This window comes from Paenibacillus sp. FSL H8-0548, assembly GCF_038630985.1.
Taxonomy (GTDB): domain Bacteria; phylum Bacillota; class Bacilli; order Paenibacillales; family Paenibacillaceae; genus Pristimantibacillus.
Genome location: NZ_CP152049.1, coordinates 4,389,041 through 4,403,018, shown reverse-complemented (window position 1 = coordinate 4,403,018; position 13,978 = coordinate 4,389,041). Strand labels below are relative to the sequence as shown.

Genomic DNA, 13,978 nt, shown 5'->3' with positions numbered 1-13,978 from the left:
AGTTAAACATGTTATTATGAAGGATGGAATTTGTTTAAGGGTGGTTGGAAACGAGTATGCAGCGATATTTTGTAGCGGCGGAGCAGTTTAGTGACAACGGTATACGCTTAGTTGGCGAGGATGCGCATCATGCATTCCGTGTTATGCGTACGAAGCCAGGTGACAAGTTCATCGTTAGCGACGGTCAGTCGCGTACAGCGCTTGTTGCTGTTATTGAAGCTTCTTCTACGCTTGTTACAGCCGAAATAATGGAGATGTTACATGCAGATAGCGAGCCTGGCTGGGCAATCACTATCGCACAAAGCTTGCCTAAGGGTGACAAGATGGAGCTGGTCATTCAGAAAGGGACGGAGATCGGTGCCTATGCGTTTGTTCCTTTTCAATCTGAGCGTATGGTTGTGCAGTACGATGCGAAGAAGGAAGCAAAGCGAATCGATCGCTGGAGCAAAATAGCGAAGGAAGCAGCGGAACAGGCTCATCGCAGCCGCATACCGACACTAGAGGCGGTACATAGCTGGCGTGAGCTTATCCAATCCATAGCAGCTTATGATTTGGTATTGTTCTGCTACGAGCGTGAAGGGCATGCTGCTCATGGCAGAGGTGTTCGTACTGCAGTTCAGGAGTGGATCAACAGCACGGATTTAATCCGTGCGCCAAAGGTGCTTCTCATTGTTGGGTCCGAAGGTGGCTTTACAGACCGGGAAGCGGCTGAGGCGGAAGCAGCGGGTGCTGTTTTAGTTGGTCTGGGCAGAAGAATATTACGAACGGAAACAGCGGGAATCGTAGGATTAACCTGCTTATTATATGAATCCGGAGAAATGGGAGGAGCGTAACAACTATGCCAACAGTCGCATTTTATACGCTAGGCTGCAAAGTGAACTTCTATGATACAGAAGCAATATGGCAGCTATTCAAAAACGAAGGTTATGAGCAGGTTGATTTCGAATCAACTGCTGATGTCTACTTAGTTAATACTTGTACAGTAACGAATACAGGAGATAAGAAAAGCCGCCAAATCATTAGACGCGCCGTGCGGCGCAATCCAGACGCAGTAATTGCTGTTACAGGCTGTTACGCTCAGACGTCTCCAGCTGAAATTATGGCAATTGAAGGCGTTGACCTCGTTATTGGCACGCAGGACCGCGAAAAAATTATGAGTTTTGTCAATCAAATTCAAGGTGATCGCGAGCCGGTTAACGCCGTTCGCAATATTATGAAAACACGTGATTTCGAGGAGCTTGATGTTCCTGATTTCTCCGAGCGGACACGTGCATTCCTGAAAATCCAAGAGGGCTGCAACAACTTCTGTACCTTCTGCATCATTCCTTGGTCTCGCGGTTTATCACGCAGCCGTGCGCCGCAAAGCGTTCTTGAGCAGGCGAAGCAGCTTGTAGCCTCGGGGTACAAGGAGATTGTTCTAACAGGAATTCATACTGGCGGCTATGGCGATGATATGGAAAATTACAATCTAACCAGCTTGCTGTGGGATTTGGATAAAATTGAAGGTCTTGAGCGCATTCGCATCAGCTCCATTGAAGCAAGTCAAATAGACGATGCTATGATTGATGTGCTTAACCGTTCCAGCAAAATGTGCCGTCATTTGCACATACCGCTTCAAGCGGGTGAGGACTCTGTGTTGAAACGGATGCGTCGCAAATATACGACTGCAGAATTTGCTGCAAAAATTAAAAGGCTGCAAGAAGCTATGCCTGGCGTTGCGATCACGACAGATGTTATCGTCGGTTTCCCTGGTGAAACAGAGGAAATGTTCGAGAGCGGCTTCCGGTTTATGGAGGAAATGAAATTTGCAGAAATGCACGTCTTCCCATACTCCAAGCGGACAGGAACACCTGCTGCACGGATGGATGAACAAGTGGATGATGAGATTAAGAATGAGCGTGTGCACAAGCTGATCGACTTGTCTGAGAAAATGCAGCTCGCCTATGCGGAGCAATATGTAGGCCAGGTGCTGGATGTTATACCTGAGCGCGACTACAAGGGTGCGCCAGGCACTGGACTTGTTATGGGCTACACGGATAATTATATTCAAGTGGTATTCAATGGCACGGAAGCGTTGATCGGCAAGCTTTGCCGTGTCAAAATTACAGAAGCCGGCGTTAATGAATGCCGTGCCAAGCTGGTTCGCGTATTGGAGGACACACCATTGCCAAGCAGTGAGCTAGATCTGCATAGCTTCGTTTTGGAGCGTCCAGAAGCGATAAGAGCTTAGCCAACAAAGCTTGACAGATGCGGGGGTTCCTTTGCTAATCGATTCCTTAACAGGATTAGATGGAGGAATCCTTTGCTGCATATACTATTGAATGAATGCTGCAAGGAGGAAATGGACATGAAGGAAATTTCAGCAGGCGGAGTCGTATTTCGTCGTACCGAGGAAGGCAATCTGCAAATTCAGCTCATTCAGGATCGTTATGGAAAAGTATCGTTGCCCAAAGGTAAAATGGAGGCTGGCGAAACGATTGAACAGACCGCTCTGCGAGAAATTGTCGAGGAGACTGGACTTGAAGGCGTGATCATTGCTCCCATAGATCAAATTAAATATAAATATGAGCATGAGTCGCATGGTACGGTAGATAAAGAGGTTCATTATTATTTGGTTGAGGCTGTCGGCGGCTCCCTGCAGGCTCAGGTGGAAGAGATACGCGGAGTAGATTGGTTTGAGCCGCAGGAGGCATGGAGGCGCCAGAAGCAATCCGGGTATGATAATAACCATCGTATTGTGGCCGGAGCCTTTCAGCTGCTTGGACTGCAAACGAGCTAATGCTAGGCTGTGGGCTCTATTTTGCGGAATACGGCTAAATAGCAGAAGGGCAGCGCGAGCAGCGAGCTTAAAACATTGAATATCGTCTGGGCACGGGCGATTTGTCCGGCAGGCGTCGTTGAAATCCATTCGGATATGGCAGTAAGCTCACCGATAAACGGCATAAATAGCAAAGCCCCGCCTGCATTAAGTATGACGTGGGACCATGCTACATACTGACCGGCCTTAGAGCCGCCGATGGACGCCAGCAGGGCAGTTGCGCAGGTGCCGATGTTAGCCCCAAGCACAACGGCAATGCCAAGCTCAATAGGCATAACGCCAGCGGAAACAAAACCCATGATGATACCGATGACGGCAGCGCTGCTATGGACAGCTGCTGTGAGAACGGCACCGGCTGCGAGTCCCCACCAGAGGCTGCCCGTTGCTTTTCCAAGAAACCAGCTGAATAAAGGGCTGTCCTGAACAGCAGGGCCTACACCTTGCATCATGGTCATTCCTGTTAATAGCAATGCAAAGCCGCACAGAACGACGGATATAGATCGAAGCGAATCCAGCCAGCGGGTTTTGCGGAGCGCGGGTATCAGACGCAATTCCCCGAATATAGCGGTAATTAGCCATAATCCTATTGAGAAGCCTAATAAAGGAATGGCTACCTTATTAAGATTTAATCCAATAATTTCTGTCGTGATGCATGTGCCAATATTGGTGCCTAATATAATTCCTAGTGTTCGAGGGAAGGTAAGCAAGCCCGCGTTGACCATGCCGATAGCGATGACCGTTACTGCTGTGCTGCTTTGAAGAAAAGCTGTTGTAACTGTGCCAATCGCTAGCCCATGGATAGGTGTTGCTGTTGAGCGGGCGAGAATACCGGTCAAATATGGGCCGGCTAATCGGTGAAGTGCAAGCTCCATCAGCTTCATGCCGCACATAAAGACAGCAAACCCAAGCAGCATTGGAATGAGAATGGTATGAACCATTAGATGATCTCCTTATTGGTTAGTGAAGAATAATTTCGTATGTATACATATGCATGAGATAAGACAAGCATGACTAGCCAGCTTAACGAGGGGAAGAGAAAAACAACGTGAGTAATCCAAAAATATATCTTCAGAAGGCAAGAAAGAAAAGACTGGAGCAAGGTCATCCGTGGGTTTATGCAACTGAAATCGACCGTTTGGAGGGAGACGCGCAGCCCGGTGATTTGGTAGATGTGGTTACCCATCAAGGGCGCTATTTGGCAACGGGCTATTGGAATCCAAAATCACAAATTACGGTGCGTGTCGTTGCCTATCAGCCTATTGCCGCTATGGATGCAGATTTCTTCCGCAGTCGGCTTCGTGATTGCCAGGAGCATCGCCGCCGCTTTGTAGCAGATGCGGATTGCCGTTTAGTATACGGCGAGGCGGATTTTCTGCCAGGCCTGGTGGTTGATCGGTTCGATAACGTATTGGTGCTCCAGCTATTGACGCTTGGAATGGACGCAAGAAGAGAAGCGCTGATCGAAGCACTAATCGACGTGTTTCAACCACAGGGGATCTACGAGCGCAGCGATGTTAGCGTTAGGGGACTTGAGGGACTGGAAGAGAGAACCGGTGTGCTATATGGGGATTGCCCGTCCATTTTGCAAATTGAAGAGAATGGCTTGAAGCTGGAGGTTGATATCGTAGAGGGCCAAAAAACAGGCTATTTCTTCGATCAACGTGAAAATCGTGCGGCTATCGCTCCGCTTATGACCGGCTGGGGAGGCCGGAGCGGAATACGGCTTGCGAGTCGTGAAACTTTAGATGCAGGCGCTCAAGAAGCGCTGAGCTTATCCGGAGACAATAGAGCTCTAGTGCCGGTGAATGCAAATGGAAAACTCGTTACCTTCCCTTATTGGGACGGTGCTTCTGTACTGGAATGCTTTGCCCATACCGGCAGCTTTACGCTGCATGCATGCAAGTATGGCGCGAAGAAGGTGACCTGTCTTGATGTATCGGAGCACGCCATCAACACTGCTAAGCGCAACGTCGAACGCAATGGTTATTCTGATCGCGTAGAGTTTGTCGTAGCAGATGCATTTGAATATTTACGTGCGCAGGTGAAAGGTGCTGAAGAGCGCAAACAGCGCAGCCTTGGCGGTGCTGATACCTCTAAGAAGCTCGAAGGTGGAGCAGGACGAACATGGGATGTCGTTATTTTGGATCCGCCCGCATTTGCCAAAACGAAGAGCGCTGTGCCAGGGGCATGCCGCGGCTATAAGGACATTAACTTACAAGGGCTTAAGCTTGTGAACGACGGTGGATATCTTGTTACGGCAAGCTGTTCCTATCATATGCGTCCCGAATTGTTCTTGGAGACGATTCAAGAGGCTGCAGTAGATGCAGGTAAGCTGCTGCGTTTAGTCGAATGGCGTGCCGCAGGCAAGGATCATCCACAGCTGCTTGGCGTAAATGAGGGACATTATTTGAAATTTGCGATTTTTGAAGTAAGAAGCAAATAATCGAGATTGTATAGACGGGAGAGCTGCACATGTCGCTTCGCTTTGTCATCGGACGTTCGGGAACTGGAAAAACATCCTATTGCTTGAACGAAATTAGGGAGCAGCTGCGTGTTCAACCGGACGGGCCTCCGCTCGTCATGCTCGTACCAGAGCAGGCTACCTTTCAGACGGAGTATGCACTGCTTCAAACAGGAGAATTAAGCGGAACGATCAGGGCACAGGCGCTAAGCTTTCGGCGTCTGGCCTTCCGGGTTATGCAGGAAACCGGCGGTACGGCACTTACACCCATCGGTGATACAGGCAAGCATATGCTGCTCTACAAAATTGTCCATCGATTAGGACAGCAGCTTGAGCTTTTTCAAAGCGGAGCGGAGCAGCCTGGTTTTATTGACCGGCTTGCTGAGCTGCTTACCGAATGGAAGCGCTATGGCATTGATGCGGAGCTTTTGCAGGACAAGCAAAATGCGAACAACGCGAGCGCGGGTCAGTCTACTTTATTAAACCGCAAACTGCATGATTTACAGCTAATTTATAGTCAGATGGAGCAGGAACTCGCGGGCATGTATATCGACGCCGAGGATTATTTGCGTTATTTGCAAAATGGATACGCAGATGCTCCCGCTATGCAAGGCGCCCAAATATGGGTGGATGGCTTTTTTGGTTTTACACCTACCGAATTTGAAGCTTTAGGCACGTTAATCGCGTCCTCTGCTGAGGTGACGGTTACACTAACACTTAATCGGGATTATCAAGCAGGAGAGCAGCCGCATGAGCTGGATCTGTTCCATCCGACGGCCGTTACCTATAACACGCTGATGGAGCTTGCAGCCAAACACGAGGTAGAGGTAGTGCCTCCTACCATTCTAGGCGAAGCTTTGCCTGTCCGCTTTACGAGTAGCCCGATGCTGGCCCATCTGGAGAAGCATTACAGCGAGCGCATTCCTATGCTTATATCAGATAAAGAAATGCTTGATCCTGAAAATATTCGCTGTGGTGTATCCCTTCATGCTGCCGCAAATCGTCGGGCTGAGGTCGAAGCTGTCGCGCGTGATATTATTCGCAGAGCTCAGCATGAAGGTTTGCGCTGGCGAGATATTGCAGTGATGGTTCGCAATAATGAGGATTATGCCGATTATATTGGTCTCGTATTTACGGATTATGGCATTCCTTTTTTTGTGGATCAGAAGGAAAAGGCCGTTCATCATCCGCTGGTTGAATTTATCCGTTCCGCTCTGGAAACCGTGCTGTTTGGTTGGCGGTATGATGCGGTGTTCCGCTGCGTGAAGACAGAGATGCTGTTCCCAATGGATGGCAGTCTGCTGCGGGAATGGTTCGACATGCTGGAAAATTTTGCGCTTGCTGCTGGCATCGACGGCTGGAAATGGCTCGATAAGCGGCGCTGGCATCCATTAGTGCCTGTATCACTCGATGATGATGATGAGATGGAAGTGAAAATCAGTGAAAAAGCGCAGCGTGAATTTGACATTGTGCTGGCAGCAAGGGAAGCCGTTGTGCAGCCGCTCAACCGCTTCGGCGAAGCGCTTAAAAAAGCGGGAAATGTTCAAGAAATGTGTGAAGCGCTGTATCGCTTGCTCGAACATTCAGATGCAGCAGATCGCTTGGAGCGCTGGGGAATTCTAGAGGCCCAAGCTGGAAAAACACAGCGTGCCAGAAGTCATCGCCAGCTGTGGGACAGCGTTATGCAGCTGCTGGACCAATTAGTTGAGCTTGCTGGAGCGGAGACGGTAACTCCTGAGCTGTTTGCTGGCATGATTGAAGCAGGGCTGGACAGTCTGAAGCTGGCAGCTGTGCCGCCTGCCCTTGATCAGGTGCTGATCGGCAGCATGGATCGGACCAGATCTGGACAAGTACAGGTCTCCTATGTGCTCGGAGCCAACGATGGCGTGATGCCGATGCGGGTAAAGGAAGATGGCATACTTACGGAGCAGGAGAGAGAGCGGCTTGCCGAGGATGGCCTAGCGATGGCACCGGGAGTACGCCGGCGCCTGCTTGATGAGCGATTTATGATTTACAACGCATTAACTGCTCCTAGCCGGCATTTATGGCTTAGCTGGGCGCAGGCGGATGAGGAAGGGAGAAGCTTGCTCCCATCTGAAATCATTCGGCAGATTCGCCAGCTGTTTCCTGGTATTCCGATTCAAAGCATTGCGGCAGAGCCGTCACCAAGCTTGTCAATCTTGGAGCAGAGTATGTTCGTATCTCAGCCGCAGCGAACTCTTTCCTATTTGATTGCAGCGATTCGAAAATGGCAAAATGGGGCTGCTATCGCTCCATTTTGGTGGGATATGTACAATTGGTTTGCGATTCGCCCAGAATGGCAGCGCAAGCTGCAGCTGCTGACGGGCTCCTTGTCCTATGTGAATCAGGAGCTTTATCTTTCTAAGGAAACGGCAAGGGAGCTCTATGGTGCACGTCTGCAAGTCAGCGTATCCCGTATGGAGCGGTTCGTATCCTGTCCGTTCCAGCATTTTGCGATTCATGGCTTAAAGCTGCGGGAGAGAAAGCTCTATCGATTGGATGCGCCTGATGTCGGGCAGCTGTTTCACGCGGCACTCAGCAAGATGACGAATAGTCTCGGCGGAGGCTGGGGGAAGGCCACAGAAGCAGAATTGAAGGCTGTCGCAGCGCAGACGGTAGATGAGCTGGCGCCTAAGCTGCAATCGCAAATTTTGCTTAGCAGCAGCCGGTTTCAATATATTGCGCGCAAGCTAAAAGAAATCGTTGGGCAAGCGGCTCTAATGCTGGGCGAGCATGCGCGAAGAGCGAAATTTCAGCCGGTCGGAACAGAAGTTGCTTTTGGACCGGACGGCACATTGCCTGCACTGCGTATCCCGCTTGAAGACGGCGGGGAGCTGGAGATTATCGGCAGGATCGACCGTGTCGATGCAGCAGATACGGAGGAAGGCTTGCTTCTGCGCGTGCTGGACTACAAATCAAGCTCGACTCATTTGCGGCTTGAGGAAGTAGCTTTTGGCTTGTCACTGCAAATGCTGACCTATTTGGACGTGCTCGTTACCTATGCGCCCGCTTGGCTCGGTAAAGCCGCATCGCCTGCGGGGGTATTGTACTTCCACGTGCACAATCCTGTGCTGGCATTAACGAACAGGGTGAGCCCTGCTGAAGCGAGCGGTCAGCTGCTTAAGCGCTTTAAGACAAGAGGGCTGATATCAGCTAATGCGGACACGGTCAGACTGATGGATGACGAATTAGAGACCGGCTACTCTGAGCTTCTTCCTGTCGCCTTGAAACGCGATGGCACCTTTTACAGCAGCTCCTCAGTGGTGACGAATGAACAGTGGGATGTGCTTAGGCAGTCTGTTCGGCATAAGATCGGGCAGATTGGCAGCGCCATTCAGGCGGGCGAGGTGTCGATCGAGCCTTACCGAATGGGAACGAAAACTCCTTGCCAATATTGTGATTATAAAGCGGTCTGTCAGTTTGATGCGCAGTTTGACGGGAATGAATATAAGAAGCTAAGCAAGCCTGCGAAGGAAGAAATATGGCAGCAGCTGGAGAAGGAGTAGAAGAGGATGCATACTGCAAAGGATTCCCCAAAGCCGGAAAACAGCATATGGACGGATGATCAATGGGATGCTATCGTGACGAGCGGCTCCAATATCCTTGTCGCTGCTGCTGCAGGATCGGGTAAAACGGCAGTTCTAGTCGAACGTATTATCCGCAAAATATCGGCTAACACGGATGTGGATCGTCTTCTTGTAGCTACCTTTACGAAGGCGGCGGCTGCAGAGATGAAGGATCGTATTCGGGTCGCCTTGGAGCAGGAGCTGGAGCGGCAGCCTGATTCTGAGCATCTGCGCCGTCAATTGGCTTTGATGAACCGAGCTTCAATTACGACGCTGCACTCTTTTTGTATGGATGTCATCAGGCGTTACTATTCACTTATCGGTCTGGATCCCGGGTTTCGAATTGCCAACGAGACGGAGAGCGAGCTGATGAGGCTTGATGTGCTCGACCAGCTGTTTGAACAAAAGTATGAAGGTGCGGGTGATGAAGGCGCTTTTCTGCGCTTAGCGGATCTTTATGGGGGTGAACGCGGCGATGAGCCGCTTTACCGCCTAGTTCAGCAGCTGTACGATTTCGCGCAAAGCCATCCGTGGCCTGCGCATTGGCTGCGGCAGACGGCAGAAGCGTTCAATGTTGCCGATGTAGCAGCGCTGCAAAGCAGCGATTGGGTCGTTAGTCTGAAAAATGACATTCAGCTTACTTTAGAGGGTGCTGTTTCATTGCTTCATCAGGCGCTGGAGTTGACACGTCAGCCAGCGGGACCAGCACCGTATGCAGCAACATTTGACGATGATTTGCAGGTGGTCAGCGCTCTTGCAGAGCGTATTCATACGACGCCCTGGGAGAGCTGGGTAGAGCCCTTCCAAGCGGTTCAGTTCGGCAAGCTCAAAGCGATGCGCGGGGATGAATATGATAAGTCGCTGCAGGAGCAAGCCAAGGAGCTTCGCGATAATGCGAAGAAGCTGATAACTGCCTTGGCTGATGAACTGTTTGGCAGAACGGCTGAACAATTTTTGGAGGAGCTGCAGGAGCTTGCGCCGCTCATGAAAGCATTGGCAGAGCTGGTCATTGAATTTGGACAAGCGTACGAAGCTGCGAAGCGGTCGAAAGGCTTGCTTGATTTTGGTGATTTGGAGCATTATTGCTTGCGTATTTTGCGTGATCATTCCTCAACGCCGGAGCGAATGATGCCTTCGGTAGCAGCGACTGAATTCCAGCAGCAATTCGATGAAATATTGCTCGATGAATATCAGGACACGAATATGGTACAGGAAGCGATCGTGTCGTTAATCGAAAGACCAGGCACGGGAAATCGTTTTATGGTTGGCGATGTGAAGCAGAGCATATACGGCTTCCGCCTTGCAGAGCCGAAGCTGTTTCTGCAAAAATATAAATCGTATCTTTCCCTCCGCGAAGCAGGCGAGCGTTCGGAAGCGGAAGGGCCTAAAGCAATACGGATCGATTTGGCCCGTAATTTCAGAAGCCGCTCGGAGGTTGTTGACGGGGTCAACGCGGTATTCCGCGCCATTATGCGTGAAAATGTAGCCGAGATGGACTATGATGAGCGTGCTGAGCTCGTTTGCGGCGCTTCTTATCCGATCAGTGTGCCTGCTGATCGTTGTCAAGTTGAGTTTGCTGTTTTGAACAAAGGGGCTTCAAAGGATGACGAGGCCGCTGCTGAAGAAGACAACGAGACCGTTGAGCTTGCTGACGATAGCGAGCAAACGTCAGGCAGTGTGCCAGTGGAATCGGCAGAAGAGCTAAAAGCAGCACAGCTGGAGGCGCGCTGGATTGCTCAGCAGCTGCAAGTGCTCATAGACAGCGGCTTTCAGGTTTACGACGGAAAGCGGCGCGAGAATCGTCCTTTGCAATGGAGAGATGTCGTTATACTGCTGCGAGCAACGCAGCAATGGGCGCCTATCATCATTGAGGAGCTCCAGAGCTGCGGTATTCCTGCTTATGCGGAGCTGAGCAGCGGATATTTTGACGCAACGGAAGTAGAGACAATGCTGTCGTTGCTTCGAGTCATCGATAATCCATATCAGGACATTCCGCTGGCGGCAGCGCTGCGTTCTCCCTTATTTGCGCTTGATGCGGAGGAGCTTGCCCGTATTCGTATTCAATCAGCAAAAGGATCCTATTACGATGCTGTAATGCTTTCGGCTGGCAATTTGATGCTTGATGAGGAGACTCGAACTAAGCTGTCATTATTTTTGAACAGCTTGGATCGTTGGCGTGAGGAGGCAAGGCAGGGCTCGCTTGCGAATTTGCTATGGGAAATATACCGCGAAACAGGCTATTATGATTTCGTCGGGGGTTTGCCAGGCGGCACACAGCGCCAAGCGAATTTGCGTGCGCTGCATGACCGAGCGAGGCAATATGAAGCGACATCCTTCCGCGGCTTATTTCGTTTCCTGCGCTTTATCGAGCGCATGCGCGATAGCGGGGGAGACTTAGGGACGGCAAGGGCGCTCGGTGAGCAAGAGGATGTCGTGCGGATCATGTCTATTCACAAGAGTAAAGGTCTTGAATTTCCTGTTGTATTCGTTGCCGGCTTAGGCAAGCTCTTTAATCAGCAAGATGTGCGAAGCGCCTTCTTGAAGCATAAGGAGCTTGGATTCGGACCTCGCTTTGTTGATCCGGCCTTGCGTATCAGTTATCCTACTTTGCCTTATTTGGCCATTCGCAGGGCGATGCGCAAGGAAATGCTTGCTGAGGAAATGCGTATTCTATACGTTGCTTTGACTCGGCCGAAGGAGAAAATGTTTCTCGTTGCGACAGTAGCTGATGCAGATGCGAAGCTTAAGCGGTGGCTTGCTTCCGTCGATGCCAACAGCTGGATACCGGATTTCCGCGTTGCAGCAGCAAGGTCCTTTATTGACTGGCTGGGACCACTCGCAGCTATGCAAATGGCGGAGAAAGAGCAGGAAGCAGTGAGCGCACCGCAGTGGCGGGCAGGCATTGTTTCAGCCTCGTTATTTGGTAAGGAGGCAGCAGCAGCGATCGAGGAGCCGAGTGAGCAGGACACGGCCAAAGAAGAGCGGCTTCAAGCGGTTACCTCTTTGTCGCTTCTTGAAGGAATTGAGGAGAATGAAGAGCTTCGGTTGCGGCTGGAATGGCAATATCCGCACCAAGCGGCGGCCTTGCTTGCAGCCAAAACATCGGTAACTGAAATGAAAAGACTGCACGCAGTTGAGGACGAGGATGCTGCCCCGCTGCCGGGACAGGCTGCTGATGTGGCTGAGGAGCAAAGAGAACAGGAGCCATCCCTTATACCGGCTTCGGGCTATACTTTTCGTTTGAGGCGCCCTGCTTTTATGGAAGAGAAATCGCTAACCGCTGCTGAGAAAGGCTCCGTTAATCATTTACTTATGCAGCATGTGCCGCTTACAGGAAATGTGGATGAAGCGAATCTGAAGGAAACGCTCGACGGCATGATCGCAAGGCGTCTAATGACGACGCTGCAGTCCAAAGCGTTAGATCTGCCGGCAGTTGCCGCTTTCTTCGAAGGCGAGCTTGGACAGCGGCTGCTCAGCGCAGGGTGGGTGCGGCGCGAGGTTCCTTTCAGCTGCATGTTTCCTGCCAGTCGCGTTTATCCGGAATCTGAGGAATCGCTCGCTCAGGAGCCCATATTAATTCAAGGGGTAATTGACTGCTTATTTGAGGATGAAGCAGGCATCGTTCTGCTTGATTACAAAACAGATCGAATCTCTAATCAGCAATGGACCGAGGCGGCAGAGCGGCATCGGTTTCAGCTTGAGCTTTACGCAGAAGCAATTGAATCCGTGCTTGGCCGCAAAGTGGACGAGTGCCACATCTTCTTTTTTGATGGGGGGCAGTCGGTAAGCTTGAGAAAGTAGAACATAGTATATAAGGAGGCAGCGAAGTTGGAACAGCAGCAAACGGGCAAACGCTCGATCGCACTGCCGATTACACTCGTCATTCTTGTGTTCAGTCTAATTGGCAACGTATTTTTGTATTCGCAATTTTTGCAGCATAAGCAGGAAAATAATTTTGTGACCGGCCAAAGGATCTACGAGGCAGGCTCAGAATCGAAGAAATTTATTTCGGAAATGATTTTACAGCTAGACGCCTTTATGCAAAGCAAAGAATTAGATGAGCGTCTAGCTTTGTATTTCGCAGCTGGGAAAGTTTATGCGCAAGGCCAAGGCTTGATTGACTTTGCGGCTGAGGCTTCAAATCTTTCAGCAGAGTCTAGTGGCATAGATATTGCTCTATTTTCTGGGTATTTAAAAGATATGGAAGCGGGTCTGCTAGCTATCGGGCGTAATGATGCGTTATTAAGCGATGAGGATCAGTCGTATGTGGCTAGCTTGAAAAGCACATTAGGAGAAATGTCGGTCATTATGGACAATTTCAACACTAATATTGATGGAAATCGAAATGCGATTATTCGTTTGTCCAGCGGTCTTGACTGGATTGAGCTTGCCGAGGAGCTTCAGCAGGCGATTAATTCAAATGCTGGACAGTAATATTGGACGAGCATTCGATTTTTCGATATGATTGGAGAAGTATATTGAACTGGGGGTGAAACCTATGGACTGTATTTTTTGCAAAATAATCGAAGGCACGATTCCGTCGAAAAAAGTTTTTGAGAACGATAGAATTATTGCATTTCACGACATACAGCCAGCTGCTCCGGTACATCTTCTCATCATTCCGAAGAAGCATATCCCGACAATGAATGACGTAGCCGATGAGGATGCATCGTTGCTTGCTGAGCTGTTCGCAGTAGCCCGTCAAATCGCCAAGGAGCAAGGCATTGCAGAGTCTGGCTATCGACTTGTGAACAATGTAAATGCTGATGGAGGGCAAATTGTGTACCATTTGCATATCCATTTGCTAGGGGGAACTAAACTTTCTCCGGTATTGACAAATATCCAAAGTTGACACTGCCTTTTGGTTTGACATATAATTAAATTTGATAAACCGTGTATTAGCTCTGGACGGTCTGTTTCGGAGGGAGGGAAAACTAGTGTCTGAAACTAAAGTTCGCAAGAATGAAACTATTGATGCTGCTCTTCGCCGCTTTAAACGTTCCATCGCTAAAGATGGAGTTCTAGCTGAGGTGAAAAAACGCAAGCATTATGAAAAACCAAGTGTTAAGCGCAAGAAGAAGTCTGAGGCTGCGCGCAAGAGAAAGTTTTAGG

10 protein-coding genes are annotated in these 13,978 nt (G+C 50.0%); 9 read left to right on the top strand and 1 reads right to left on the bottom strand.

The window, feature by feature from the left end; genetic code table 11:
• Positions 1-56 precede the first annotated feature (56 nt).
• The 3 genes from MHI37_RS19210 to MHI37_RS19200 all read left to right on the top strand — a co-directional run bounded on the left by MHI37_RS19210 (position 57) and on the right by MHI37_RS19200 (position 2,779).
• The gene (locus MHI37_RS19210) at positions 57-833 is read left to right on the top strand and encodes an RsmE family RNA methyltransferase (protein WP_076336779.1); all 777 of its coding nucleotides are present in this window, start codon (positions 57-59) and stop codon (positions 831-833) included.
• A gap of 5 nt (positions 834-838) precedes the next feature.
• Positions 839-2,230 (top strand): tRNA (N(6)-L-threonylcarbamoyladenosine(37)-C(2))-methylthiotransferase MtaB, encoded by a 1,392-nt coding sequence (gene mtaB, locus MHI37_RS19205; protein WP_256710513.1) that lies wholly within the window; start codon positions 839-841, stop codon positions 2,228-2,230.
• Positions 2,231-2,347: 117 nt separating this feature from the next.
• Positions 2,348-2,779 carry an NUDIX domain-containing protein gene (locus MHI37_RS19200; RefSeq protein ID WP_076336780.1) on the top strand — a complete coding sequence of 144 codons (432 nt, stop codon included), beginning with the start codon at positions 2,348-2,350 and terminating at the stop codon, positions 2,777-2,779.
• A gap of 2 nt (positions 2,780-2,781) precedes the next feature.
• Here MHI37_RS19200 and MHI37_RS19195 read toward each other — a convergent pair whose 3' ends face one another.
• Positions 2,782-3,756: a Na/Pi symporter gene (locus tag MHI37_RS19195; RefSeq protein WP_076336781.1), complete on the bottom strand. Its 975-nt coding sequence runs from the start codon at positions 3,754-3,756 to the stop codon at positions 2,782-2,784.
• 107 nt (positions 3,757-3,863) lie between these two features.
• Between MHI37_RS19195 and MHI37_RS19190 the strand changes: the two genes are divergently transcribed.
• The 6 genes from MHI37_RS19190 (at position 3,864) to rpsU (ending at position 13,977) form a co-directional block, all read left to right on the top strand.
• A complete protein-coding gene (locus tag MHI37_RS19190) occupies positions 3,864-5,261 on the top strand; it encodes a class I SAM-dependent rRNA methyltransferase (protein WP_076336782.1) in 1,398 nt (465 codons plus the stop codon).
• Between the two features lie 29 nt (positions 5,262-5,290).
• A complete protein-coding gene (gene addB, locus MHI37_RS19185) occupies positions 5,291-8,806 on the top strand; it encodes a helicase-exonuclease AddAB subunit AddB (RefSeq protein WP_076336783.1) in 3,516 nt (1,171 codons plus the stop codon).
• Positions 8,807-8,812: 6 nt separating this feature from the next.
• Entirely contained in the window at positions 8,813-12,667 is a 3,855-nt protein-coding gene (addA, locus tag MHI37_RS19180) for a helicase-exonuclease AddAB subunit AddA (RefSeq protein ID WP_076336784.1), read from the top strand.
• 27 nt (positions 12,668-12,694) lie between these two features.
• A complete protein-coding gene (locus MHI37_RS19175) occupies positions 12,695-13,300 on the top strand; it encodes a hypothetical protein (RefSeq protein WP_076336785.1) in 606 nt (201 codons plus the stop codon).
• A 64-nt stretch (positions 13,301-13,364) separates the two neighbouring features.
• Positions 13,365-13,718 (top strand): histidine triad nucleotide-binding protein, encoded by a 354-nt coding sequence (locus tag MHI37_RS19170; RefSeq protein WP_076336786.1) that lies wholly within the window; start codon positions 13,365-13,367, stop codon positions 13,716-13,718.
• Between the two features lie 85 nt (positions 13,719-13,803).
• The gene (rpsU, locus tag MHI37_RS19165) at positions 13,804-13,977 is read left to right on the top strand and encodes a 30S ribosomal protein S21 (RefSeq protein WP_005547957.1); all 174 of its coding nucleotides are present in this window, start codon (positions 13,804-13,806) and stop codon (positions 13,975-13,977) included.
• The last annotated feature ends 1 nt before the right edge of the window (position 13,978 follow it).

What these genes read in the sequence shown, in the direction of transcription:
- addA (WP_076336784.1), top strand. Translation starts at nt 8,813, where the DNA reads ATGCATACTGCAAAGGATTCCCCAAAGCCGGAAAACAGCATATGGACG.
- mtaB (WP_256710513.1), top strand. Translation starts at nt 839, where the DNA reads ATGCCAACAGTCGCATTTTATACGCTAGGCTGCAAAGTGAACTTCTAT.
- MHI37_RS19170 (WP_076336786.1), top strand. Translation starts at nt 13,365, where the DNA reads ATGGACTGTATTTTTTGCAAAATAATCGAAGGCACGATTCCGTCGAAA.
- MHI37_RS19200 (WP_076336780.1), top strand. Translation starts at nt 2,348, where the DNA reads ATGAAGGAAATTTCAGCAGGCGGAGTCGTATTTCGTCGTACCGAGGAA.
- MHI37_RS19210 (WP_076336779.1), top strand. Translation starts at nt 57, where the DNA reads ATGCAGCGATATTTTGTAGCGGCGGAGCAGTTTAGTGACAACGGTATA.
- MHI37_RS19195 (WP_076336781.1), bottom strand. Translation starts at nt 3,756, where the DNA reads ATGGTTCATACCATTCTCATTCCAATGCTGCTTGGGTTTGCTGTCTTT.
- addB (WP_076336783.1), top strand. Translation starts at nt 5,291, where the DNA reads ATGTCGCTTCGCTTTGTCATCGGACGTTCGGGAACTGGAAAAACATCC.